The sequence below is a fragment of the Photorhabdus sp. RM71S genome (assembly GCF_042879355.1).
GTDB lineage: Bacteria > Pseudomonadota > Gammaproteobacteria > Enterobacterales > Enterobacteriaceae > Photorhabdus > Photorhabdus kayaii.
The window spans coordinates 96,577-121,193 of the sequence record NZ_JBHFKV010000008.1 but is presented as its reverse complement, the minus strand read 5'-3'; the positions used below and the strand labels follow the sequence as shown (position 1 = coordinate 121,193).

Genomic DNA, 24,617 nt, shown 5'->3' with positions numbered 1-24,617 from the left:
CGAACGCCCGCATTAGGTTTAATTTGCCGGAGCACTTGGTTTCTCGTTGGTTTCCTCATGTATTGAGCCTGCCGTTATTCCAGTGAATAGTTTTTTGGCATCATCTTCATCAATTGGAAACGCTGTAGTCACTATCGCTATGGCGCTTTCAAGTGAGAGTAATCCCTCCGCATATTTTGTAACTACATCCACGATACTGGATACCTGAGCACCGTTCAGGGATTCTTTTGCCATTCCTTGACTATCATGATCTGATTTATGTTCTGTATTACTGATATCGTCATCATCATTAAATGAGTCCTTAACATCCTCGCTGTCGTTTTCGATATCATTAATCTCAAGGGAGTGATACGGGCTGTTTTCATCATTGGCTAGACGTTCGCGGGCTTCATCTGTACTAATCACATTTGCAGCAATTAATACTGAATCAGTATCTGCATCGGTCTTACGTATGTTGGCTTTTTGTTCATCAGTCATTTGATATAGCGGTTCGAATGTAAAGCTAATATCAGGATCAATTTCGCCAAATTCGGATAATTGAATAATATCAATCATTCGTGCCAGCCCATCTTTCACCAACATTTGCAAGGTAGCAATAAAGTCATAGAAAACACGGATTTCCCCATCAGATGACGCATTTAGCCCACTCGGTGTGATACCGGTAAAAATAACTAACGGTATGCTACTGACTGAACTCATATGTTCCTGAGACTGGGCTTGCAGTGAATCAAGGCCGCTCAGCGGTGTATTGAACTGGAAAAACTCCTCTTCATTATCCAGCATCATTACTCCTCGGTTATCACGCATCTTATTAAACAATTCTGCACGATAAATTAACTGATCGGGACTATTCGTCTGTCCTTGTAATGTAGATTGAAGATTGGTTTTAAATCCAGACACAGAGAATGAATGGATCAAATCAGATACGCTATCACGTGTCCTATACCAGTTTTGTACATAAGATTCTGCAATCTGAGTCAGTGATAAGCCGCCGAAATTATACGCAGGTTTAAGCATATCGGTTAATGGCCGGGTGATAAATGTAATCAAACGACTGTCATGTACAGTCTTTGCCATCACATACCAACTTGACGGCTTATAGAAGTCATTGCTCAACGGGTTGTTAGCGTTATAAATCCCCGGATATGTCCATATTGGTTCAATAACGTTAAAACCAATAAGACTTCCTTTTGTGATTTTTTTAGGTGACAGAAATAATCTAGACTCAAGTTCAACCGGATCGGTTGCAGCAAGCACACCTTTTGATGTTCGCACGTCAATATAAATCTGACCGCGCCCAAAAAAGCCATCATGCTCAATGGCCTTTTTTAACCGTTCACGAACGTGGAATTTTTCAATAGCCTCATTAAGCACTTTGATTTTATCGGATTTGTCATCATCCCCCACTGATGTTAGCTTTATCCACTTACGAGTCATTTCTCCTGCAATGGTGCCTACCATTTTCCGATATTCGGGTAATTGTGACAGTTGGGCCAGATAAGGATAACCGGGAAAACCCACATCTCCCGATATACCACCTGTCCCCGTCACATATTCATAAGGCGTAGAATCCATTGCCATTAATGCGGACAACTGTTCAGTGGGAACAACACCAGGAGGGGGCCTGTACGGTTCAATAGGCCGAGCTATTTTTCGCTCTGTTATCGATCCGACAGTATCCGGATGTATATTCATCGGCTGAGGCGCTGATTGATCAATAGCCTGTTCAACTGGCAAAGCCTCCGCTTTCTGTTTATGTCTGAATCTGAAAAACATTAAATTCGCCCCAACAGATTTTTAGATATACGAAGTGGGTTGTTTTTACCTGTGATATAACCATCCAGCGAATAACGTACCGCATCCCAACAATGGTTATGTTTGTCGAGCACCACCGGCAGGACTTCACCGGTCAGACGGTCGGTCTTGTATGAATAGAGTCTTGCCTCATCAATCATGTGCTTACAGCGTTCATGAATAATGATTTCTTCAAAGCCTTTAAGGTAAGTGATCCCGTCTTCGACACTTCCGGGCCATTTTGTGGCGCCGTCAATGATGAACCCCTGACGCGACAAGTAACTGATTGTTTCAGGTCGGCTGCAATCACCATGAATAGGCCACTTTCTAGCCTCTGGAATTGAGTCATAGAACTGGGGCATCTCGTCCAATTCAACTCCGACGCCATAGGCTTCATATTCAATATATAGTTTGGTACCGATAATGAAGCAGCGAATTAATGTTGACGGGTCATTCGCGAAACCAAAGTCAGCCCCATAGAAAAGTCGATCAGCTTCTAGCCATAGCTCATCAGAAAATGCTTCAACCCGGTACTTGCCAGAGAAAATAACCGCTTCACTGAGTGCTTTTGGCAATCCAAGCCAAATATGCTCATACGCTTCATAGTCGATGCGTTTGCAATATTCCATCTCTTGTCGGAGTACGTCAGGGAAAAAAGCGTTATCGCAATAGTTAACTTTTCGAATAATCACACCACCATCGGGCGGATCTTCCTGATGCTGGATCATCAGTTTGTATGTCGGGTCTTCCTCCTCGCGAGGATTAAAAGAAACCCAGACTTCGGATTTATTGGCGCGAACTGTCGGACCGAGGATATCCCAACTATCTTGTGATACCGTTTGAGCTTCCTCTACCCAACAGATCTTAATGCCATGCATCGACTTGATGCTTTGAATATTGTTTCGAAGACCTTTAAACGTGAAACGAGTGCCATTCCGACCTTCTATCTCGTTATTCTTGACTTTGTAGAAGTGGGACAGCCCAAGATCAATAACTTGTGCCTCAAGCAGCGCAAGGACGGAATCGTTAATAGAGTTTTGGAATTCGCGCGCGCAGAGAATAATCATTGGCTCTATTGCGCCCAACAATACCAGCGCACGGGCAATCTCTACCGATTTACCGCCACCCCGCCCGCCATACGTCCAACGCCAACGGACAGAACCTAATGCACGGTCATATAAAACCTCTGTCGCCCAGTCACTACTAAAGGCGTACAGAACACCATCAATTATGACCGGGCTATCTGTTTTCCCTCGCGGAGCTTCTCCATGTGAGAAGCCCACACATCAGCCGGGCAATTCGCAGGGGTCACAATGCAGACTTTTCCGTAACTCAGTCCAGCAAGATCGACATTGACCTCAGCCTTATTGCTGCTCATGTCGATACCGGTAAGCTGCGCAGCGTTCTTAATATTCGGCGCAACTTGTCCGAATTTCTTATCTGCTAACGCTTCTTTCCCGGCGCGAAATGACAATTCAGCTAAATGTCCAGCATTGAATGAAACAAGTAACGCCGCTTCGTTTCTCAGTTCTCGAATGCGGGCTTTTATTTCAGGTCTGCGCATCAATATGGATGATTGAGAATCAGCGCGAGCCGGAGAGTAACCCGCGCATATTGCCGCCTCTTTCATCGGCATACCCGCCGCTATATTCTGAGCAAACTGTTCGTATTGCGGCTTTAAAATCCCTGCGGTTCCCTGCGAACTTTCTGCGAACTTTTCAGACTCCAAGATATTACTGGTACTACTTGCTACCTGACTTTGCGCCTGGTTCGCATCAGGTTCGCACTGCGTACTTTCAACAATAGTGCGAACCCATTCCTCAGTTTTCGCTCTCTTTCGAATCGCTGCATCACTAATACCGTGTTGTTTGGCAATCTCCCTGATTGAGAGAAGGCCAAAACGGTAATCACGCTCTATTCCCTCCCAGTCAGTATTTTTTGCCATCTCTTTACCTTAAAATAAAAAACCACCCGGAGGTGGTTATATTAATAATTAATCCCAGCATGCATAAGGATAGCTAGTAGGAGCGAGAACGGTTCCTTCTGGAGGATTTGTTAGTGTAATCGTCCCATTATTGTATGATTTACTTAAGTTTGAGTATGGACCATTCAGCATTGTAGAGAGAGGTTTAATATCCACTGAATTTGAGTTAATGCTAACGCGAATATAAGATGGAGGAGGCGAACCATCTTGCACACTCTTGTAGAAATCAACTGCACAATACTGCTTGGCATAGAAGAATCCATAATACCATGAAGGACGAACTATCATCCCAATACGGCCGTCCCATAGCAACTTCATATCCGATGTAATAAACTTAAATGATGTAAGTTTAGGATTATTAATACACCCATCAAAAAGATTATTATCATCCTTCCATGTATAAACCCCTTGCTTTCTTGGTCCTACTTCTATGGAATAAGGCTTCCCACCTGATGGTATGTATGTGCAATATCCATAGGATTGAGCTGAATATACTGTTATCTTGTATTTCGTTTGATTATCAATGGTTATACTGTAATACGTAGCAGAGAGTAATGGAGCAGACAGCAAAGAAAAGGACACTAAAACAGATAATTGCAAGGCTTTACGCCTAATTGAATTAATAATTCGCATAGTAATTCTCCACATATCAGTGTAAGAATAATAAAAATACATAAACAGCCATTGGATATCTTGACAACAATTAACAGAACTGCATTATTAATTTTATCATGGATTTTTTGTTCTGCTTTTTGGTAATAACAAATTTGTGTAAAAGAGAAACTTGTCTACGAGATAAATTCAGAGTTAAATTCTTCTCAGTTTAATAAATCCCCGGCATTTTAAATACCACGCCGGATTAAATAACTACTATCGAGCACTCTGTCAGTAGAATGCTCTGGATTAGCTATTGACACTGGGTTTTGATATATTCCTGCAAGTATTTCGTTTGCTGCTCGTTCTCAACAATCATTCTTCGGAGATCGAATAATCTTGTTCAACTGCTGGGTTAGCTCGTGGGGTGGCTGCATGGCCCACGCCTGAGGAGGCAGTGGCTTCGCTCTTTGGACAGGTTGCCGCGATGCGCAACCTGAGACGACCAGCGGCAACATCATTGCGAAGAACATCAATTTCAGATTTCGCATTTGTAAGCTCTCCCGTGTGTTTCACATCTAATTCGTTTAGCATTGAGATGTGAGAATTCTGATAGTTGATCGTATCTGTGAGTTTCTGGATTTCTGATTGCCGCTGTTTCGCAATATGCCGTTCTTTCTGTAACTCAGAGTGATAATAATACTCTGTCAATGAAATAAGGATCAACGCTAGTATCGTATAGTAATGAAAGCTAAATTTCATAGCAACAATACCCCAGAAACCAACCCCATCCATCTTTACCTATCAAAGTAAGAACAAAACCAAACAGAAACAATCTTCCGGCCAACGAATGTCTATTCACCCAACCCCCAGCAAGTTAATTCCGATTCCTGGGCGCGTCGCTCAACCTGACCATAACAGCCGTTTGCCTGCCCTTTGGTTTGTCGGCAATCTCGACCATCGTCAAATACCCAGCGCTTTATCTCAGCACAAGCGCCTTTCTTATCTCCGGCATTCAGCTTTCGATAGAACGTGGAAGAGAAGCATTTCGATGGGCCAATGTTATACGGGCAAAAGCTGGCAATACCTGCTATCTGAGGTTCAGTTAATGGCACCCACACATTGCGTTTTACCCATGCGATGGACTGCTTTGCTTCTTGTGCATTGAGGTCACGGCACTGATTCGGTATTAACCTCATCCCTTGACGAACAGGAGCTCCATCAATCCGAGTCACACCTCGGCAGATTGTCCAGACTCCACCCGCATCCTGATACGTTGATAGCCGGTTACCCTCTTTCTCGTCCAAAAATTGAGACAGTATCGCCATAGCACCTGCACCAGAGAGAACCAGACCGATAACCGTAGCACTTAACTTACTGGTCTTTGTCATTGCGTCTAAACTCCCGATGCTTGTAGTACCAGTTGACCCCAAAGGTACCAACAGTGCAGATAATGCCAATAATGATGGCCCAGTCGTTCAGCGACAGAGCGCCAAGCATTGCTGTAAGCGCCCCAAGTATATGCAATGGAGCTGGTGTATTTGTCCATACGCATAATTCCATCCTACTGATGGGGTGATCATTTAGTTAATTTAATTGTTTGGGCTGATTTGCCCGGTATTGATTTAAAAGACTCAGTGAGAATCAGACTTCACTGTATTAAGAGAAGAACGTATACTTATAACAAATTTGCATTACCTGACATACACATTTTTATGAGCTTAATTTACATACGACTATATATTAATAAAATTGTTGTTCGCAACGTCAGCACTGGTAAAGAAGTCTCTGGTACCCCCGACACTCCCTTTACTACATCTCGTTTATTACTAGGGCAAATGATACCTGCAATGTTTTTGCTTAAAAAACTAATAAAAAAAGTGAGGAAAAATACTTGGTATAACTTTTTTTTATCAAACCATCATGTGATTATTCAGCCGATGGAAATGAATGAAGGTGGACACAGTCAAGTTGAATTCAGAGCTTATATAGATCTCGCTAAGAGCATTACTTCAAGTCAAAACGTTAATCTCTGTTCACCGAGATTACTACCACTTTCTGACGATGAAATCCGCCAAATACTATCCAACAATTCATTATTTCGCCATAACAACTAATGAGAGAAACTCAAATAACCCCTCACCGCAGCGAGGTAGTTATTCATATCATCGCCCCAATTTCCTGCTTAGTTTGATTAAAGTATTCTTCTTCTAATTCTACACCCAAGACACGACGATTCAGCTTTAGTGCTGCTTTTAGTGTTGCGCCCGATCCCATAAAGAAATCTGCCACTAGATCTCCTTCCCGGCTGCTAGACTGGATAATATGTGCCATCAAATCGGCTGGCTTTTCACAAGGGTGTTTGCCAGGGTAATACTGAACAGCGGGAAACATCCATACATCGGTATAGGGAACATCAACAGTTACAGAAAACGGGCGACGCAGCAGCCCATATTCCCGACTCAATTCTTCATACTGGCGTGATAAAGTAAGATGAGATTCTACTAGCTCATGATACGGCCTGTTTAATTCTCCGTTCTGGTGTTTTTCTTTGGCTATTCGGGCAAACAGTACCTGCAGTTTTTGGTAGTCTACTTCATTGGGTAATTGCCATTGACTATCGCTGAACCAGTGGCTGGCCATCTGCTTTCCCGTTGCCTTATGAATTTCTTTTGCTGTGACACCTAACGCCTTCCGTGCGTTGCGAAAGTAGTCCACAAGCGGTTTAAAGACATATTGCTTGAGTTCGCGGCACTGATGGAAATACCCATCACCTTTGGGTTGATAAGGCCCCTGATAATGTTCAGCAAATATGATCCGTTCAGTAGCAGGGAAATAAGCCCTTAAACTTTCTTTATTCTGTCTGCGCCACGGACCAGAAGGTTTTGCCCAGATAATGTGGTTAAGCACATTGAACTGTTCACGAACAAGGATTTCCGTATCAGATGCCAGACGCGAACCATAAAACATATACAAACTGCCGTTGGGTTTCAGCACACGCCAGAATTCAGTCAGTACTTCATCCAGCCACGCAAGATAAGCCGTTACATCCTCCCATTGTCTGTCCCAACCACACTCTTTCACCCGAAAATAGGGCGGATCAGTGGCAATTAAGTCTATGCAGCTGTCTGGTAACGTTTTGATAAATCGTAGAGAGTCGTCATTAATTAATGTGATACCACTTAAATTCACAATATTTTCCATAAATCGATACTGGCTTACTCTCAGGTCAGCACAGAACAGGCGAATGGCTGGCGTCGTCAACTTCACCAGCCGTCCATTTCACCGCTTAAGAAGTTACCCCATCAGGGGCAACGCTTGAAAAAGGTGTCGTTGTCCCGGCTTTCCATCAATCCAGCCAGACAAAATTGAGTTAAAAGTAATTGGCAACGCGGCGTTGATAGCCCCGTCAGAGTTGAAACATCAGGAATAGAAACCCAGTCATACATCGGTACGGTTTCTAAAACACATGAGGCTATTGTTGTCATATCTTCATGTTTTAGCATGATAATTTAAACCTTTGGTCAGTTAATGTGCATAGACACACATGTAACTCTGACCGATGACAACAGCAAGTCTTATCTGGATTTCAGGCAATAAAAAACCCCGCACTGGGCGAGGCTATCAGTCACGAATGCTACTATCGCGACGTATACTAGAATAGTGGCTCATAAGTTCAAAGATGTCAACACGTTCGTGACAAAAGTTTTGATTTTCTTTCCTGTTCCCGTCTTATAAAGGCATCTTGCAATGGTTGATAAATCAAATATTCCGTTGTTCTTAATATTTCCTCAACCTCACGCCGACAAGTTGACATTGATGGCTTTCGCTTACGCAACATACCATTTCTGCGGATCATAATTCTTGGCTGAACCGTTGCATGATAATGCCTGGCAATTGCTCTATCAGATACACAATAAACATATCGACTAAGCAACATCCCAAATGCAACCCGATCAATATGGTAAATATGGTCTACTACCCTAGCGATTAACATACCATCATCATCATTACATATCGGACGTTCTGGATAACCTCTCGGCTCTACTGTCGCCATAAACTCAGCAATCATACTGCTCTGACGTTTATCAAACCTGCCAGAGTAAACCCACGCGCCAAACTTAGATAACCAATCCTGCAACCAGATTTCTTGTGATTGGCTCAACTGTAGCCCATCCGTTGGAAACATCACACCCGACATAGCCGTACCTCTTCAACTTCCTTTTTCACTTTTGGTCATTAGTCTCGCTCTGCATTAAATAAAATCGAACAGCTGAGAGGCGACATTCTCAGCAGCTTCTCTAGTCGGGAAATTGCGATACAATATAAAGTTCCAAAGCACGTTTAATGTGGCTTTATAAAGTTCCTGAAATTCCAGCTCTTCCATTTTGGCAAAGCTGATTGAACGAGGTTCACGATATAGACTTCCGTTAGGCATCTCGTAAGTGTCATAGTGCCCTGACTCCACTGTTGCCCAGCGCCGAAAGGTATCAAAGGATTTGGTGGCAGTAATGTTCTGGGCTCGGTTTTTGGATATGCCAGCAAGATATTCATCCGCAGCGGATTGTAAGACATCTTCACTGCCCGCGAAGTGTGCAAGAAATTGTACGTAGCCACGCACAAGCGCTTTCTCTTTCGGGGAAATAGTGCCTCCAGTAGGTTGCCAGTATTCATAGCCAAGATTCAGAAGGGCAAAATATTTACGATGGAAACGCGGGTTACGTGCTTTCTTAAAATCCGCATAAAGCACATCGCCACACTTCACTTTGAAGTGCAGGTATTCCCTGGCTGCGGGAGTCGCCGGTCTCAGGGTGTCATTCGAGATTTTGATAAAACTATGCTGCGTCATCACTTATCCTCAAAGTTATGACACAGCAGCTTTTGTTTAGGTTATCGGATGTTCAGGCCGATACGAATAGAATAACAGGTGTTAGTATTAATTCCCAATTTTACTTTTTATTAAATAAGTTAACGACGTTTGTATCTTGTCGTGTCGTAGATATCTTAATACTATTCTTCAATTGTATTCTGGATTGAAAATCAAGTACCTGTGATTCTGACAAAAATCCCTTAGGAACTGAACATAAATCCTCTAAATCTCCTTTTGGGAAACCAAATTCCTCAAGAAGTGTTTTTTTACTAAAAGTTCCAGAATCCAATAATAGGTTCAAGCACCTAGGTAACAAACGAACCGACTCTGGTTTTCTAAGATCATCAAGCGGCTCTCCTTTTCGCCAACCTCTAGCAGAAATATTTTTATATAACCTCTGATATTCCAGAGAAGATATTAACTCTAAATTTCTCGCTCTAAGGATCATAGATTGTGCCGACATCCCCCAGCGATTTTTTAAAGATATGAAATTCTGTAATGTAGGATATGGCGGAAGCTCTACAGAAAATGACTCTTCCGGCAACATGAAACTCGACGCAAACTTATGTGCTTGCTCTTCTATTGGATTAAAATTAATAATATCAAATTTATTTATATATCGATGTAAGACTATATGACCTAATTCATGAGCAGCATCAAATCGACTACGATAATAGTTATCTTTGTCACTAGCTAAAACCACATACGGTCTATTATCTAAATCATTCCATTGAGAATAGCCATCCATTACAGAACTACCTTGTTCAAATCTGGAACAGACTATCCCCGCATTCTCCATTACAAGTAATAGATCATCTATCGGTGCAATACCTAATCCCCAAGCTTTCCTACACTCAAAAGCCATTCTTTCAATCAACTGATCATCTATCGCTCTGTAATCCTTTACGTTAAGATGAGGAATGTTAACTTCTGGATAATCAAGATATTCTTGCATCTTACATGATAACTCTTGAAACCATCCCATGTATCGCTCTGAGGCGATACATAAGTCTTTTGCCGTGGTTGAAAGTGTTCGGAAGAATACTGGTTTTTTTTCGTACTTAACAATAGGCTTTGTGAACCAACTTACCGGGCAATTAAGAATCTGACTTAAGCTATGCAATACTTCTGCATCGGGGGAATGATTACCGTTTTCCCATTTGGTAATAGTTGATGGAGAACGATCCACTAATCTACCAAGGTTAATTTTCGATAATCCCCTCGCTTCTCTTATCTGTGTCAACCTTTCAGATTGGAAACCAGAAATTCCCACTCTCATAATGTCTCACCTATTCTATTTTTCCTGATCCTTCAGGCGCTTCTTGAGCTTAGGTAAAACCATATCAGGAATGACTATCTTTTTCTCTCCAGTATAGAGCGCTAAAAGCTCCGTTACAGATTTATTATAGTGAAAACCTTTCATATTGGTAAAAGGAACCACAATCCTTAAATCCATCATGCTGGCCTGAGATTCATGATATGGTGGATTAATATTTATTAACAACACACCTAACGTATCAATGTCATTATGATGTTTACTATCTTCTTCTCTAAAAAGATCTGGAGTATAGCCTTCAAATTTTTCATTCAATTGGGCTATCAATGAACGATGTTTCGCGCCCCTTATGTGGCGCTCATCGTGATTTAACCCAATACGGCTAATTTTAACACCTTCTGAATCAATAATAATATAATGCTCCCCTTTCGGGGATGTATCCATCGTAACAAAGATAACCTGAACGACTTGCAGCTTCCCTCAAAGCTGAGTTAAGGCCATAGTGCCTAGCCTGAGGCCTAAATCTACGTTGCTCCTGCTCACCAAGTTTTAATATATCGCCTATAGTTACTTCCTGTGCTGCGGCATACTTAGCATATAATTCATCTTGTACGTTAAGCCAAAAATCACGCCTGAAAGCGTTTATTATCAAATCGGTAATATCACTTTGTGTGTCGTTAATGCTCATTTAGATACCCTGATTGCGTTAAGCAGATTTTATGGTATTTTTTTTCGTTTTGAACGCAAGCAATATACTTAATATGTAATTTGTACGTTACAAATACAACTTCAACTCTTATACCATCCCAGTGTGTTCCAGCAGGCCACTTCACTAGAAAAACAATATTCAGCTACAAAAAGGCTTTCCCACACACTTTTCACTTTGCTGTTTATGCAACTGAACTACCTACTTTTTTCATGAATGATCATCCATCCTAATCAGCATAGTGAGGTATTCATTAACTTTGTAAGGTTCCCTATCCGGTCTTCGAAGAGTACAATTGCGCTTCAGCATCTCCAGCTCTTAGTTATCCACCAGCAATTCTATTTTGGTAAAGCCAGCATCCTGCTGGCGTTTACATTGAATCGACTAGCTTTCAAGTCTAACTTTGTAAGATAGCGATGCTTTCGGCACTGCACCCAAAATGGGATAATTCATAAATACCCCAATTATCTAATAAAATCAGTTTACTGTTTATGGTCATATTGGTCTGCCTCTTTTGGTCTTTAGTTAAAATGCTTTGTCCGCATATCGGCGCTCTTTTTGTTTAGTCTGTTGCTGTGTACGACATATTTCAGCAGCAACAATTTGATCAGTTGGTAAGTAATGCCCGTTTTTAAATTCCTGGAATATCGTTCCGGTTTCACCGTGACGATTTTTATCCAAAATAATCTCAGCATAATTTCTGGCTGGACTTCGTGGGCTATAAACAACATCCCGGTAAGTAAAAATAATCCTGTCTGCATCTTGCTCTAAGCTACCTGAATCTCTTAAATCAGCCGCAACAGGACGACGTTGATGCATTGGCCGCTTATCAACTTCTCTTGATAACTGACTCAATGCGGTAACTGGTGTATGCAGTCGTTTAGCCAGTCCTTTGAGGACCCTAGATATTTGAGCGATAGCAAGATCATTACGTTCGGCTTTGGGCTTTTCTATCAATCCCAGATAATCAACAAAAATTCCTTTCAGATTCGGATACCTGCGTTTATGAGTTTCACTGATAGCACATATTTGCTCAACGCTTAATTCACTAGCATCAAGAATATGAATATCACGATCTATTAACTCGCTTATTGCGTTAGATATACGAACCCAATCTTCATCATAAAATTCACCACTTCTCAATTTGGAAACTGACAGTTGGGCAGAACCAGCAACCATACGCTCTGTAATTTGTTGTGCTGCCATTTCCATTGAAAACAGCAATACTGCCCCTCCATGCCTCGTCATACCCTCAATCATGCAAAGTGCCAGTTCTGTTTTGCCCATGCCGGGACGACCGCCGATGAGAATTAAATCAGTTGGGTTAAATCCTCCCGTCAACGAGTCAAATGGCTCAATACCTGTCATAATCATGCCGCGACTATCTTCACCTAAGTTACGCCTCTCCAGTGTGTCAATGTACCCTTCAACCAATGTCTTGATGTGCACGGGAACTAGGTTGCCAGTATCTCGCATTAACTCCCCCATAGTGGACATAAAGCCCGCTATGACATGTTGTGCTTGAGTATGATTTTTAGTTTCCAGTAACGCCTGTTGACCGGCGTTGATCACTGCTGTAACCCGCCGAACATACCAATATTCACTAACTTTATTGGCATAGCCTTTCAGGTTTGCATTCCAAACAGGGCTCTTACTCAACTCCAGGACATTAGCTAATGTATTACCATCTCCACTCATAGCCTCAGCGATGAATATTGGATCAATCAGGGAGCTACTGAACGCTTGTTTTTTGATTTCAACGTAGACACGACGCAAAAAACCTGAACTAAACGCCTCTTCTGGTAACGTTGCAAGAACATCGTAAGCATCCTGCGTTAATAGCGATACAACAAACGAAACTATGCATATATCTATTATCGGTGGCAAAAGGCGGGTTGAATATTACCCAACGACGGGAATGGTTTATTCAAATGCTGTCAAGGGATTATATCCAAAAGTCAAAATGCCAAAAGCCGGGATTAAGGCATCAATAAGACTAGCAAAAAAAGCAATTCATTAAAGAGGTAAGACCAATGTTCACATATATCTGTGTCTTTGAGCCGACAAAAAAAGCTCAAAAAAATGGGGCCGTACCACTTGCAATCGCACTCAAAACCAATTCCGAAAAAATGGCTAAAGCTATGGCCATTGTTTACCTTGGGGAAGAGTATGCGGACGATATGAGCAACTTCAACACATCAAAACCGATTATTTGTAAAGATATACAAGGCTCCCCTCGCCCACCAATTGGTAAATTTGACGAAAAATTTGCTACTGAATACGAGTTCAACGGCACCACATGGCAGGCTAGAACACTCGAACCAACGAAAAACTCATCTATTACTACACGTGATTTTAACCACACTTACGCCACGTTAGATCTGGAAATTGCACTGGCATTACTAGACGGTGACTTTCATTGCTGGGCGATTATGTCACATAGTATAAAAGAAGCTAAGCAACTGATAGCAGACAACAATGAAACATGGAGGCAATGGTCCACCGCATTTCGCATCAGAACCGACGCTCTGTCCATTCCAAGAGAAACGCTTTTCAGCATCGTGCGTGAAGGTAAACGCCGTCCTGAATTTCTGGCCGATGTCATCGCTATGAAGGAATTTTTAAACTGTGCTTTAGGTAATACCGACATATCCATTGAATTACCAGAAGAGCAACCCAAAGTTTCCGATTATCCGATGTCAACATCAGAAGCCTCAATAACAGATGTCGCTCCAGATGAGGTTGAACCCCCACAGGCGGCACTACAGGTTAAAGAGAAAAAAAGCGAAATCACGTCTCTTAAGACCAGAAAAACCAAGCAAACCAAAGAGGACAAAGCGGTAGAAAAGACTGCACAAGACACTACGGCGGATGATGAAGTCACCTCATTGCCTCCTGCTGCTACCCTGAACACCAATGATGATAACTTCCAACATCGTGCCAATTTGCTGGAAGAAACTATCAAGGCACAAGGCGATGAGCAGCAAACGAATCTCCGTATCTGGAAAGCAGTCCAACGCACCGATCCCCACTTTACAAAACCATTAGAGGGAATGGGGTTCAACGGTACAAGCATAAACAGTAACTATATGTTTATGCGGGCAACAGAACTATTCGGACCATTCGGTTATGGATGGGGCTGTAATGTCACAGAAGAAAAACTGATCAATGGCGCCCCCATGTCAGAACCTATCTATGACGATAAAAATAAACAAATTGGGAGCCGATTCTTACGTGATTCTGACGGCACATTAATATGTGAACAAAATCACTCTATCAAAATTCTCTTTTGGTATCTGGTCGAATGTGACATTTGCGCTGAAATTGAAAGTTATGGTGCAACACCATACATGTACAGAACCAAATATGGAATTAAAACAGATGGAGAAGCCATCAAGAAATCACTCACCGATGCCATAAAGAAAGCGTTATCGATGCTTGGATTTTCTGCTGATGTATTTATGGGTATGCATGATAACCCTGAATATCTGGCCGACAACAACATTGAATTTGAAATCAAGGCCGCCAGTGATAAGGCCGAGGATCTAGTCAGATTACGCAAGGAACTAGACGATAAGTTCACCCGTAATACAGAAACTATGCGTACCGCTGTCAGCAAAAATGAAATTCGCGGCATAGCATCTACCCTTATCCGTGAATTAGGCATTCATTTAGGCAACGCCAAGGCCAAAGGAGACAAGGATTACGAAAAGTACTTATCCGGTCGTCTGCGTCGCTTGAATGAAATAGAGAAAGAATGTTTAACTCAATTAGAGAAAGCAAACTAATGACTACAACCGCAATTGCATTAGCAGCAGATTATGAAAAATTACAACAGTTGGTAGAAACTGGCGAATTCTCGCCAGAAGATATCGCCGATACACTTGAAAGTATCGAATGTACTATCGGTGATAAACTTGATGCTATCATGATCCATGTTCGCAATATCGAAGGCCAAGCCAAGACTCTTGCTGATGAGTCTAAGCGACTTACTGACCGTAAAAAATCATTCGAAAGGCAAGTAAAAAACCTAACACCAGCAATATTAAAAACTTGGATTCAAAAACGATCAACTGCTCTGAAAACAATCAGGAATAATCTGTCATTTTTACGCAGCGCCATAGATGAAGCAGTTACTGATTGCCTGATTAGTATGAATCCTGTGAATTTAGTAACAGCATCACGGTATCAAACTGAACGAATAGAAAACGATAACGAATATATTGTTGACCCTCTATCTCCTAACGAGGTTACTGCATTACTGTCAGCAGCAAGCAATAAACAAAAACAATGGGAAAATTTATTCCTTTTTGCGATACATACAGGGCTTAGAAGCTCCGAGTTATGCGCGCTTCGATGGCAAGATATCGACTTCATTGGCAAAACCGTACATGTCCAATCGGCACGAGTAGTAGGAATAATAAAAGGAACGAAGACAAAAGCCGGTACCAGAAAAGTTGAACTGGACACTAACGCTATATCAGCCCTATTAAATCAGAAGACATTCACTTTTATGAAAGGTGGAGTGGTCTTTGAGGACCCCAAAAAAGGTGAAGCTTGGGCAGGTGCAGATGCCATTCGTAAAAAAGCCTGGGTACCCACACTAAAAAAGGCGGGAATTCGGTATCGCAACCCTTATCAAACAAGGCACACATTTGCAACAAAGCACATCAGCCAAGGGGTTAATCTTTTCTGGCTTGCCGCTCAAATGGGGCATAAAGGTCCAGAGATGCTTTTCAGACATTACGGCTCATATCTGAAGGAATATGATAACAGCACATACAAACCTAAACAGGCCAGTAGTAGGACATGAAAGGAGCTGCAAAGAATACGCGGCAAAGATATTTCATAAAAATGTTATTTATAACAATAAGATGTAAAACAATTAACGCGGGTTCAACTCCCGCCAGCTCCACCAAATAAATCAAGGGGTTACACGAAAGTGTAGCCCCTTTTTCTTTGCCTATGTCCACTTTACGTCCACCCATTTTATTTTTATGGGCATCAATGGACACTACCTGCACCACTGTATTCCTGCTGATTCATCACTGAAATTACTTAAGATGCTTGAACGTAACCCTGCGCTTATTAATGAATTAAACACACTTTAATGCTTTCACTTTCTCCTTGTCATAATGCAAAAGGAGAAAATAATTTCAGTTCTGTATATCCTCTAAAGCCGCGCCCTATCTGATTTCTATGATAAAGCACGGCTCTCTTTCATGATCTTATTTTTCACGTAAAACATAATTTTTCCTTTAATATCATTGCATTGTAATTTTCTCCATTGTCTTCTTTTGATCCAAAGTGTGCAGGCGGGTGCGGTGTAGTGCCGTTTTCATCATAAGTTCGTTTATTTCGTCATAAGCGAAGTGAGACAAACCGTCACTAAGGTATTTATTTGATTCTTGAGTCAGATAATACAATCGGTTAGAGTAGTGTCGCCATCGGCAAAATCCAATGGTCAGGGGGTCGCAGCCTTGAATGAGTAACCCACTGGTAAGAGATTATTTCCTTACCAGTGTGCCTGCTATCGCTTCTATGGCGGTTCAAGCAGGGGAGGCTATGCCTCGCCGGAATGGTTACTCTCCGGTACTGCGAACCCTGTTTGAACCGCCACCACCAAAGAGGTAAGCAGGAATATGAAAAAAGATTGGCACACCGCCGATATTATCGCCGCGATACGCAAGAAGAATAAGACGCTGGCATCATTGTCCAGAGAGCACGGTTTAAATTCTTCAACATTAGCAAATGCTTTAACGCGGCCCTAGCCTAAAGGGGAATTGTTGATCGCTCAGGAAATTGGTGTAACCCCTGCTGAGATATGGCCCAGTCGGTATTTTGATGAAAATGAGCAGCCTATCAAACGAACCATTCGAAATGATTTACCAAACAATTCTGATATCACATAATTTATTTCTATATCCGAAAAAGTAACGACAACTTTTAAACCACTAAACTAATATAACACTCTGAATTATCAGTTTTTTATTACACTCATTGCCCATTCTTTAATATCAGAATTGTATTCATAGCTCTATGAAGGTGTAAAAAAGCCCGCATGTTGCGGGCGAGATAATTGTGTTTCAGACCATCAGAACACAAACCCGTAGCGCTAATTGATATCGCATTATTAACCTAGGTACGTATTAGTTTGATTAATAACCGTGCTGTGTGCATCTGGTTGCGTTTTATGAGGATATGAAAGAAGGCCACGTATTAACGCAGCCTGTTAATTAATGGTGATTTTCATTCAATGGACAACGTTAACTGATGTCCGATAGCCAATGCGACCTTACCCACCGTATCAATTTTGGTTGAGTGCCGTAAATCAAAGATACGGGTCACTTCCTGCTTTTTCACCCCCATACGGCTAGCTAACTCAATTTGCGTTAACTTGGAATCAAGAAACGCATTGAGCATAAGCACCTTAGAGGCCACGCTTAAAGGCACATCGACATAATCATCATCCCGCCCTACAGGGCTAGGAAGCGGGATTTTTTCACTATCTTCGAAGTAAAATTCAAAGGCGGTTATTAGCGCATCAAGTGCCATCTCTAGCGCCTCTTCCCGTGTATCGCCTTGGGTTAAAGCTTCGGGGATATCCGGGAACGAGACGAAATAACCGCCCTCTTCTACTGGCTCTAGTGTGACTAAATATCGCATATTTTTAATGGTGAACCTGTTGTGCGAGAACCAGCCCCTTGCGAGGCTGGTTTTTATCACAATCCTAATTGCTTAATGATTGCTTTCCTCAGTGGCTCTTTGATCTCTTGGCTAGGGTGTCTCGGCATAATGCTTCGTTTCCCCCGATATCTCAGTTTCAGATGGTTTGTCCCGTTTGAAACTTCGACTCCTTGAGCTTCCAGCCACCGTCTAAACTCGCTTTGCTTCACCACTCCTCCATTCTGTTGAACATACCAACACAGTAAACATTTATGCTTACTTGGTCAACGCTTTTGTTTACCACCTAGAAAGGGTAAAAATAACCTCTACCGAAGAGAGATCAATTAATCTAGCCAATCACTGGCAAGTATTTCTGTTTCAGCCCATCCGATTTATAGGCCATGTTCCTTATCGCGCTGGCGTTCTCCGGCATACCTGTGTTGTGGTGCGTATGCGCGGCGGTCAGTTCAGCTAATTCCTTAACCACAATTTTTGGCTTGCTTAAATCTATCCGGCGTCACTATAGGCAAGGATGCCCGCGCCTCGATGAGTTCCGCGCCTAATGTTCCTAAAAAACCACTCGGCTTTCATAAGCCATCTTAACCGTTAGGTTTCTCATCAGGCCGATAGGCCGGTCATGTCATCAATTATCAATCTTCGCAAAACCAGTGGAGCACGCATTGCTTGTTGAGCTTCAGTTCTGGGCTGAACAAAACGCATTGAAGGACGTGATGCGGCTTCGCATATCGCTTCGGCATCAACAAAAACACCGGCTTTAGCTGCAATACTCTGTTGTACTGGAGGTGCAACATGGATTACAGATATGGCAGCCACACCTATAGTCGAGTCGCCTATTGTAGAAACATTTTCTATAGAAAATAGGAGGAAAAGTGCATTGCTAATTGAAAACCTATACCGGAAGGTACATCAAGTGAAAGATGACATCGGATTTTTCGAATTTGCATGTTCTAAGTTTTTGCTCAATATTGCAGATTCTTATATCCGACTTCATCGTCATTGGGGACTACAAGGTTTTCTCAAAATGATTAGCCAGCTCAAAGATATTGATGAAAGTTTTGCTGAGCATTTCTCACTGGCAATGAACCCTAATCATATAGAAACAGGAATTGAGGAAATAGATTTTCTTTATAGAGAGGTTATTATGCTTCTTGGTGGTGAAACAAATTCTGATGAAAATTTTGTGAGTCAGGGCATTATGAACATACTGAATGTGGTTGAGAACTAGCAGTTATATACCCGTTATTTTTCAAATTGCCTCTTTGTTGGCTGCACTCGCTCACCCCGGTCACATAGTTTGCTATGCTCCCCGGGATTCACTCCCTTGCCGTCGCGATGCATCTTGAAATCCATAGGATATAAAAATAGCTCATTAGATGTTTTGCGCCCATATATTTTATGGGGAAATTATTGAGTTCATTCATAATGAACTTAGTTTTTACTTATTGTAAAACATAAATTAGCAGATATCTTATTTCGACAAAATTAACTGCGAGCTTCACAAAAGAATTTAATACAATAGAAATTTAATTACATAAATTACACATTTATAATGCACTTTAACTATAGTAGATCTTAAATAAAGCATGATGAATTATTTTTATCACTAATAGTGATTAATAATTACTGGGTAAGTTAACATTAATAAATAATTTTTAAGACCAAAAATATACCAAGCTATTTATAAACAATATCGGATAACTTCCTCTCCATTTCCTGTTATTTCCTCTGAGTGATGTTCTATGCTAAATCTGCCGTCACCTGAACATAATTGAATATTCTAATATACCTATTATATAATCCTGTAAATATAATATCACTCACAAGATTCTGTAATTTATTGCAAGTTATATTATAGTTAATATTGAATGCAATAGTGTAAATGAAAAATTTTTATTATATTTTTAATAAAATAAATCTAAAAAGAGTATATTATCATTTTCAAAAATAATATAAGGAAATATATTAAAAGATAAAATATAAAAACAATCAACACTGAATTATTCATTATTATTAATTGATAAAAATTATTTCTCTACTCTTTATCACAAATCCATCAGCGTTACTTCAACAAATTTTCAACAATACAACAAAAAATTATACGAAAAGAGAACTTATTACCTATTATTGAACAATAATTAGTAGCTAGGATAAATTATTTTACTCTACATAATCCCCTGATGAGGTACCAACCATGAAAAAGCTATCAATTTGTTTTTTAGTATTGAGCATTACCGCTTTCTCGCCTAACTTCGCGTCGGCAAATTTATGTTATTACTCTGAGAGATCTCTGGGTAAATGCGCTAAGACATGTGCGCCAGTAATTATTATTAGCCTTTTCCTTGGGACAATTTGTCTTTAAATCAATTGATAATAATATATTTAATAAATAAAGTGACAAGGATAGTTTTGTTCTTGTCGCTTTCATTGTACGGTTTTATTTATTTTATATTTTTTAAACCGTCAATCACTTTAAATACATTCAATCCAAATTAAGTGGAATGCTTAATCGGCAAGCTCATAGAATGAAACTCTATTAATCATAGAAAAATAAATACTCCACGGAAGGTTATCTCAGCAGGAAAATATATTAAATACCTAATCGTCTTATTATTAATATAACCCCATAATTAAAACTATTTTTCTGTCTGTAAGTAATAGTTGAAGTCACCAAAAATCTTAGATAAAAAATACTAGTAAATAATTCATTATATCATCTCAAAATTATATAATTTAAGAGACACAATTTTCAAAAATCCTTATTAATGGCTGATAGTTACATTGATAAGCAGAAATATTAGCCTCAATCCAATGTTTAGCATCTATAGATTCGAAAGAGATTTTATACCCACAGTTTATAACAATATATTCAAATAATAGTCGCTGTGTTCGGCCATTTCCTTCTCTAAAAGGATGAATCACATTTAATTCTGCATAATATTCAGCAAGTTTTCTAATAATTTTCTGATAGTTTAATCCTACAAGATAATTTTCATTCTCTAGCATATCAAATATCCTATTCCCTTCTATCTCAATACATTTAGCATGACAGAAACGGGTATCCCCTTTAGATATATCAATTATCCTTAGCTGACCAGCCCAATCATATAAGTCAGAAAATATCTGTTTATGAAGTTGACACCAAAAGACCAAATCGTAAGGAGGTTCCTGGAATGAAATATTCAATATAGCAAGTTCAGTGAGTTCCCTTTCTGCCTGTTCAAGCACAATGGGATCACGAATACCTAATTTATTAATCAATGTGTCTATACCCGGATATGTGTAGGGATCTTGCCCTGCTCCATATTTATCTATCATAACCACCTCATTGTAAACTATATTTCCTAATGAGTTTATCTTTAAGATTTTTTTGCTCTTTCGGTGTTTCAGGCAAACTATTCATAACAATATTCATCCCTTCAAGGCGCATGCTATCTCTATAGTTTTTTAATTTTACACGGTCAAAATAATGTTTTTTTTCATTATAAGTTGTCATTATTGCTCTTCTATTCTTTTGGTTTCTAATATTTTTCTCTTGCTGACGGGAATATTTAAACTTAGCCAGATCCAAATCGCTCAATTTACAGTTAATCACCTGGCCGCTTTCAAATATCCCCCAAGAAATAACTTCAAAATAACTAACCTTCCCATTTCTAATACGGTTAATCTTTACCTCTAAGTCTTGTTGCAATATTTGCAAAACCTGTTGCACCTTACGTTCAGATATCCCTGTCGCTTCTACAATTGAACGGGTATTAGGATGATCTAATTTAGTCAAGGCCGCCATAACAGCTAACTCATATTTCATTTGAATTTCCAAGATACATATCTATGCAGCAATAGTATAAAACATCAAAGTAACGAAAACCAGAAAAGAGAATAACGCTATTATTGACGAATCCGGTAAAGCACATGTTCATGAAGCGGGTGCCCATCCGGTAATGAAGGATGCAAAAAAGTATTTTCATCTTTTACCATGCCAAGCCGCTCCATAACTTTTTGAGATCGCAAATTGGAAATTGTCGTAAATGCAACTATTTCCTCAAGTTTCAATTGGGTGAAAGCAAAATTCAATGCCTTACGTGCTGCTTCATTGGCATAACCTCTACCCCAAAATGGCTTATTAAGACGCCATGCAATTTCAACACAAGGTGAAAACGGTAATTCCGCTATAGGAATATTCAAACCGACAAAACCAATAAAATCCCCGGTTTCTTTCAGCTCCACAGCCCATAATCCCCAACCTCCCTGTTGCTCAAATCTCTGGATAATTCTATCCACCATGGTATTACTCTGTTCCGCCGTCAAGGTGGTAGGAAAATATTCCATGACTTCTACGTTACTATTCAAATAGCAAAATGGTAATCTGTCTTCCTCTCTCCATGCCCGCATGATTAATCTGTCTGTTTCCAACACTACAGCCATATTCTCCTCCTCCCAATATTAGTTAACAAACAGAACACCTACCTATACGGCATACCACATACTTTAATCAGAGTCATTAAAACAATTAAATAGATATACCCGTTATCTTTCAAGTTGCCTCTTTGTTGGCTGCACTCGCTCACCCCGGTCACATAGTTTGCTATGCTCCCGGGGATTCACTCCCTCTCCGTCGCGATGCATCTTGAAATCCATAGGGTATAAGATTACTACAATAAACAAAACTAAAGAGAAAATAGAACAACTCGTTAAAAACTAAAAGGGAAGTGGCCCGTGCCGGAAGGATCTGAATCAGATATCACACGGGCCTGGTTTATCAAGCACTGGTTTTTACCGTGGCCTTATCTTTAGATTTATCATTATTGGTATCTTTTATTGGCACAACACGTTCAGATGCTGTCTTGTTTTCAACCTGTTCCGATTGCCCAAAAAACAGGCCTCCGCGCTTGATAGACATACTGCCGCAACGACTGATTCCGCGCAGCTCACCATGTTCAAGAATATCCAACGTTGCTGCACAGCAAGTCCCCACAACGTCACCATCAATAATGATTTCTGGCGCGCTAAGTTCACCTTCAACCCGTCCAGCATGCATAATGCGGATCGCGCCCTCTTTCACCCGGATATTGCCAATCACTTTGCCCCAGATTTGTATATCACCTTCTACATCAATATCACCCTTAAATACCGAACTTTTGGCAACAATAGTACAACGACGAGCTTCTGCACCGGCGTTCTTTTTATCATCAACAAATTGAGATACCGGCTCAACAGCCGCTGCCTCTGCTTTTTTTCCAAACATAGTTTTTAATCTCGACCTCATGTGAATAAAGCAAAATATTAGAGCCAAAAAAGAGAGAATCGCTGTCACTGTACAGCCAAAAAAATTACCAGCCAGATAGAATCCCAGAGCAATGCTCCACATGATCCATATACAGCTCAAAAAAATGTTGTCCGAAAAACGATGTTTTGCCATGTTTGTTCACATTTTTGTTATTTTTCATGCTTTTTTCATTAGAAAATACAAAACCAAAATCACTATTTTAACAGAGCAGATAACAATCAATGCTAAAGGAAAGCAGGTATTTACAACGTTATTAAACGGTTAAAAACCTATACCCGTCATCTTTCAAGTTGCCTCTTTGTTGGCTGCACTCGCTCACCCCGGTCACATAGTTACCTATGCTCCCGGGGATTCATTCCCTTGCCGTCGCGATGCATCTTGAAATCCATTGGGTATATATTCATTCTTCGATAATAATTAACAAGGAAAAATTAACATTAAAATAGATGCTTTATATTTATAATTGTTAACATAAATCAACAATAAAGTCACGTTATTAATGTTTAATTTTATTTACAGATGATGTATTGCAAGAATATTTCTCAATTAATATTTACTGATATTTATCTAACAAACATCTTACTTATTTATATAATAGAATTAATTTATTAAAAATATCAATATTACTGTGCAAGAAAAACACAATTAATATCCAATAAATCAATTACTTTTATGAATAAATGACTCAATTACAACCTTATAACATTAATTATAGATTGGATAAACCATCATAAATTACTCATTTAAACTATATCATTATACAAAAAGATTAATATTAAAAATATTTTTTATTTATTTCTATTATTTACTAATTTTATATTAATATAGAAAAGAGATAAGATTGATATGAAAGTAATTCAATATTGAGAGATATAATGAATGAAAAATTATATAGTGGGGATAACTTAAACACCAAAATTTTATTGAAAATAATCAGACCTCACTTGTCTCACAATCAAGAAATAGTTATTAAAAAGTAAAATTTATCATTAATCTGAATATATGAAGCTTCTTTCGCTGGCACAACTTCAAAGATTTATCAGTCTTATTAGTCACCCAAGGTAAAGCCAGCAATATTTTCAATGTTGCCTTGGATAATAACTGGTGAACTACTGGTTGTAATCTGCAATTTACCAAATGGTTCTCAAGACTTTTATGGATTGAAGCTCTCGCTTTTTTCAATACTACGTTGGAAAATTTCCCCTGATTGATAGTTTTACCAAGAAGATCCTGATCGGTAGAATAAGGTATAGCAATAATAGCGCCATTAAAGGTCACTGTGATATAGCTTCGATCAGCTTTATTTGCAACAGTCACAACACCCAATATTAACATGGCCGCTATTATAATTTTATTCAGTTTCATTTCGAATTATTACGATTAATCTAATAACGATTAATATCAGCATAAAAAAACAACATA

At 39.9% G+C, this 24,617-nt stretch carries 26 protein-coding genes, 1 tRNA gene and 3 pseudogenes; 7 read left to right on the top strand and 23 right to left on the bottom strand.

The window, feature by feature from the left end:
• Nucleotides 1-18: 18 nt before the first annotated feature.
• From ACGF5R_RS06930 to ACGF5R_RS06900, 7 genes and pseudogenes are all read right to left on the bottom strand, one after another.
• Entirely contained in the window at nt 19-1,776 is a 1,758-nt protein-coding gene (locus tag ACGF5R_RS06930; protein ID WP_387690240.1) for a DUF1073 domain-containing protein, read from the bottom strand.
• Complete coding sequence (locus tag ACGF5R_RS06925; protein WP_387690285.1) at nt 1,776-3,011, bottom strand: PBSX family phage terminase large subunit; 1,236 nt, start codon at nt 3,009-3,011, stop codon at nt 1,776-1,778. Before ACGF5R_RS06925 ends, ACGF5R_RS06930 begins: the two co-directional genes overlap by 1 nt.
• 11 nt (nt 3,012-3,022) lie before the next feature.
• Nucleotides 3,023-3,739: a terminase small subunit gene (locus tag ACGF5R_RS06920; RefSeq protein ID WP_387690238.1), complete on the bottom strand. Its 717-nt coding sequence runs from the start codon at nt 3,737-3,739 to the stop codon at nt 3,023-3,025.
• Between the two features lie 48 nt (nt 3,740-3,787).
• Nucleotides 3,788-4,411, bottom strand: coding sequence for a hypothetical protein (locus tag ACGF5R_RS06915; RefSeq protein ID WP_225816640.1), 624 nt, complete (start codon nt 4,409-4,411; stop codon nt 3,788-3,790).
• Between the two features lie 329 nt (nt 4,412-4,740).
• Nucleotides 4,741-4,890 carry a lysis system o-spanin lipoprotein Rz1 gene (locus ACGF5R_RS06910; RefSeq protein WP_387690283.1) on the bottom strand — a complete coding sequence of 50 codons (150 nt, stop codon included), beginning with the start codon at nt 4,888-4,890 and terminating at the stop codon, nt 4,741-4,743.
• Between the two features lie 336 nt (nt 4,891-5,226).
• Complete coding sequence (locus ACGF5R_RS06905) at nt 5,227-5,763, bottom strand: lysozyme (protein WP_387690236.1); 537 nt, start codon at nt 5,761-5,763, stop codon at nt 5,227-5,229.
• Nucleotides 5,747-5,927 (bottom strand): annotated as a pseudogene (locus ACGF5R_RS06900) (phage holin family protein). The gene ACGF5R_RS06905 and the pseudogene ACGF5R_RS06900 overlap by 17 nt, the downstream one beginning before the upstream one ends.
• Before the next feature lie 160 nt (nt 5,928-6,087).
• Between ACGF5R_RS06900 and ACGF5R_RS06895 the strand changes: the two are divergent.
• Complete coding sequence (locus ACGF5R_RS06895) at nt 6,088-6,489, top strand: YjaA family stress response protein (protein ID WP_112876768.1); 402 nt, start codon at nt 6,088-6,090, stop codon at nt 6,487-6,489.
• Nucleotides 6,490-6,532: 43 nt separating this feature from the next.
• Here ACGF5R_RS06895 and ACGF5R_RS06890 read toward each other — a convergent pair whose 3' ends face one another.
• The 8 genes from ACGF5R_RS06890 to ACGF5R_RS06855 form a co-directional block, all read right to left on the bottom strand.
• On the bottom strand, nt 6,533-7,576 hold the full coding sequence (locus ACGF5R_RS06890; protein ID WP_387690281.1) for a DNA-methyltransferase: 1,044 nt from the start codon (nt 7,574-7,576) through the stop codon (nt 6,533-6,535).
• 101 nt (nt 7,577-7,677) lie between these two features.
• Complete coding sequence (locus tag ACGF5R_RS06885) at nt 7,678-7,878, bottom strand: hypothetical protein (RefSeq protein ID WP_074524840.1); 201 nt, start codon at nt 7,876-7,878, stop codon at nt 7,678-7,680.
• Nucleotides 7,879-8,057: 179 nt separating this feature from the next.
• Nucleotides 8,058-8,573: an antiterminator Q family protein gene (locus ACGF5R_RS06880; RefSeq protein ID WP_225816643.1), complete on the bottom strand. Its 516-nt coding sequence runs from the start codon at nt 8,571-8,573 to the stop codon at nt 8,058-8,060.
• A 54-nt stretch (nt 8,574-8,627) separates the two neighbouring features.
• A complete protein-coding gene (locus ACGF5R_RS06875) occupies nt 8,628-9,221 on the bottom strand; it encodes a DUF1367 family protein (protein WP_049582240.1) in 594 nt (197 codons plus the stop codon).
• A gap of 100 nt (nt 9,222-9,321) precedes the next feature.
• On the bottom strand, nt 9,322-10,521 hold the full coding sequence (locus ACGF5R_RS06870; protein WP_387690234.1) for a helix-turn-helix domain-containing protein: 1,200 nt from the start codon (nt 10,519-10,521) through the stop codon (nt 9,322-9,324).
• 15 nt (nt 10,522-10,536) lie between these two features.
• Complete coding sequence (locus ACGF5R_RS06865) at nt 10,537-10,962, bottom strand: hypothetical protein (RefSeq protein ID WP_387690232.1); 426 nt, start codon at nt 10,960-10,962, stop codon at nt 10,537-10,539.
• A complete protein-coding gene (locus tag ACGF5R_RS06860; RefSeq protein ID WP_387690230.1) occupies nt 10,922-11,206 on the bottom strand; it encodes a hypothetical protein in 285 nt (94 codons plus the stop codon). The genes ACGF5R_RS06865 and ACGF5R_RS06860 overlap by 41 nt, the downstream gene beginning before the upstream one ends.
• 543 nt (nt 11,207-11,749) lie before the next feature.
• Nucleotides 11,750-13,111 carry a replicative DNA helicase gene (locus ACGF5R_RS06855; protein ID WP_387690228.1) on the bottom strand — a complete coding sequence of 454 codons (1,362 nt, stop codon included), beginning with the start codon at nt 13,109-13,111 and terminating at the stop codon, nt 11,750-11,752.
• Nucleotides 13,112-13,257: 146 nt separating this feature from the next.
• Between ACGF5R_RS06855 and ACGF5R_RS06850 the strand changes: the two genes are divergently transcribed.
• From ACGF5R_RS06850 to ACGF5R_RS06830, 5 genes and pseudogenes are all read left to right on the top strand, one after another.
• On the top strand, nt 13,258-15,012 hold the full coding sequence (locus ACGF5R_RS06850; protein WP_112876673.1) for a hypothetical protein: 1,755 nt from the start codon (nt 13,258-13,260) through the stop codon (nt 15,010-15,012).
• Entirely contained in the window at nt 15,012-16,037 is a 1,026-nt protein-coding gene (locus ACGF5R_RS06845) for a siphovirus Gp157 family protein (protein WP_240002997.1), read from the top strand. Before ACGF5R_RS06850 ends, ACGF5R_RS06845 begins: the two co-directional genes overlap by 1 nt.
• 2 nt (nt 16,038-16,039) lie before the next feature.
• Nucleotides 16,040-16,142 (top strand) — tRNA-OTHER (locus ACGF5R_RS06840).
• Between the two features lie 566 nt (nt 16,143-16,708).
• Nucleotides 16,709-16,858: a hypothetical protein gene (locus ACGF5R_RS06835; RefSeq protein WP_158537752.1), complete on the top strand. Its 150-nt coding sequence runs from the start codon at nt 16,709-16,711 to the stop codon at nt 16,856-16,858.
• A gap of 8 nt (nt 16,859-16,866) precedes the next feature.
• A pseudogene (locus ACGF5R_RS06830) lies at nt 16,867-17,136 on the top strand (helix-turn-helix domain-containing protein).
• 337 nt (nt 17,137-17,473) lie between these two features.
• Here the strand turns inward: ACGF5R_RS06830 and ACGF5R_RS06825 are convergent.
• The 3 genes and pseudogenes from ACGF5R_RS06825 to ACGF5R_RS06815 form a co-directional block, all read right to left on the bottom strand.
• Entirely contained in the window at nt 17,474-17,890 is a 417-nt protein-coding gene (locus ACGF5R_RS06825) for a type II toxin-antitoxin system HicB family antitoxin (RefSeq protein ID WP_112876675.1), read from the bottom strand.
• Nucleotides 17,891-17,946: 56 nt separating this feature from the next.
• On the bottom strand, nt 17,947-18,120 hold the full coding sequence (locus ACGF5R_RS06820) for a type II toxin-antitoxin system HicA family toxin (protein WP_112876676.1): 174 nt from the start codon (nt 18,118-18,120) through the stop codon (nt 17,947-17,949).
• Nucleotides 18,121-18,562: 442 nt separating this feature from the next.
• Nucleotides 18,563-18,655 (bottom strand): annotated as a pseudogene (locus tag ACGF5R_RS06815) (hypothetical protein); the annotation flags it as partial.
• Nucleotides 18,656-18,713: 58 nt separating this feature from the next.
• On the opposite strand from ACGF5R_RS06815, the gene ACGF5R_RS06810 reads away from it, so the two are divergent.
• Entirely contained in the window at nt 18,714-19,136 is a 423-nt protein-coding gene (locus tag ACGF5R_RS06810; RefSeq protein WP_240000694.1) for a hypothetical protein, read from the top strand.
• A 1,505-nt stretch (nt 19,137-20,641) separates the two neighbouring features.
• Here the strand turns inward: ACGF5R_RS06810 and ACGF5R_RS06805 are convergent.
• From ACGF5R_RS06805 to ACGF5R_RS06785, 5 genes are all read right to left on the bottom strand, one after another.
• On the bottom strand, nt 20,642-21,226 hold the full coding sequence (locus tag ACGF5R_RS06805; RefSeq protein WP_387690226.1) for a putative adenosine monophosphate-protein transferase Fic: 585 nt from the start codon (nt 21,224-21,226) through the stop codon (nt 20,642-20,644).
• A gap of 7 nt (nt 21,227-21,233) precedes the next feature.
• A complete protein-coding gene (locus tag ACGF5R_RS06800; RefSeq protein WP_112876679.1) occupies nt 21,234-21,716 on the bottom strand; it encodes a YhfG family protein in 483 nt (160 codons plus the stop codon).
• 80 nt (nt 21,717-21,796) lie between these two features.
• The gene (locus ACGF5R_RS06795; RefSeq protein WP_112876680.1) at nt 21,797-22,333 is read right to left on the bottom strand and encodes a GNAT family N-acetyltransferase; all 537 of its coding nucleotides are present in this window, start codon (nt 22,331-22,333) and stop codon (nt 21,797-21,799) included.
• 334 nt (nt 22,334-22,667) lie between these two features.
• Nucleotides 22,668-23,153, bottom strand: a complete 486-nt coding sequence (locus ACGF5R_RS06790; protein ID WP_229015797.1) for a polymer-forming cytoskeletal protein — start codon at nt 23,151-23,153, stop codon at nt 22,668-22,670.
• 1,011 nt (nt 23,154-24,164) lie between these two features.
• Nucleotides 24,165-24,560, bottom strand: a complete 396-nt coding sequence (locus ACGF5R_RS06785; protein ID WP_387690224.1) for a hypothetical protein — start codon at nt 24,558-24,560, stop codon at nt 24,165-24,167.
• Nucleotides 24,561-24,617 lie beyond the last annotated feature (57 nt).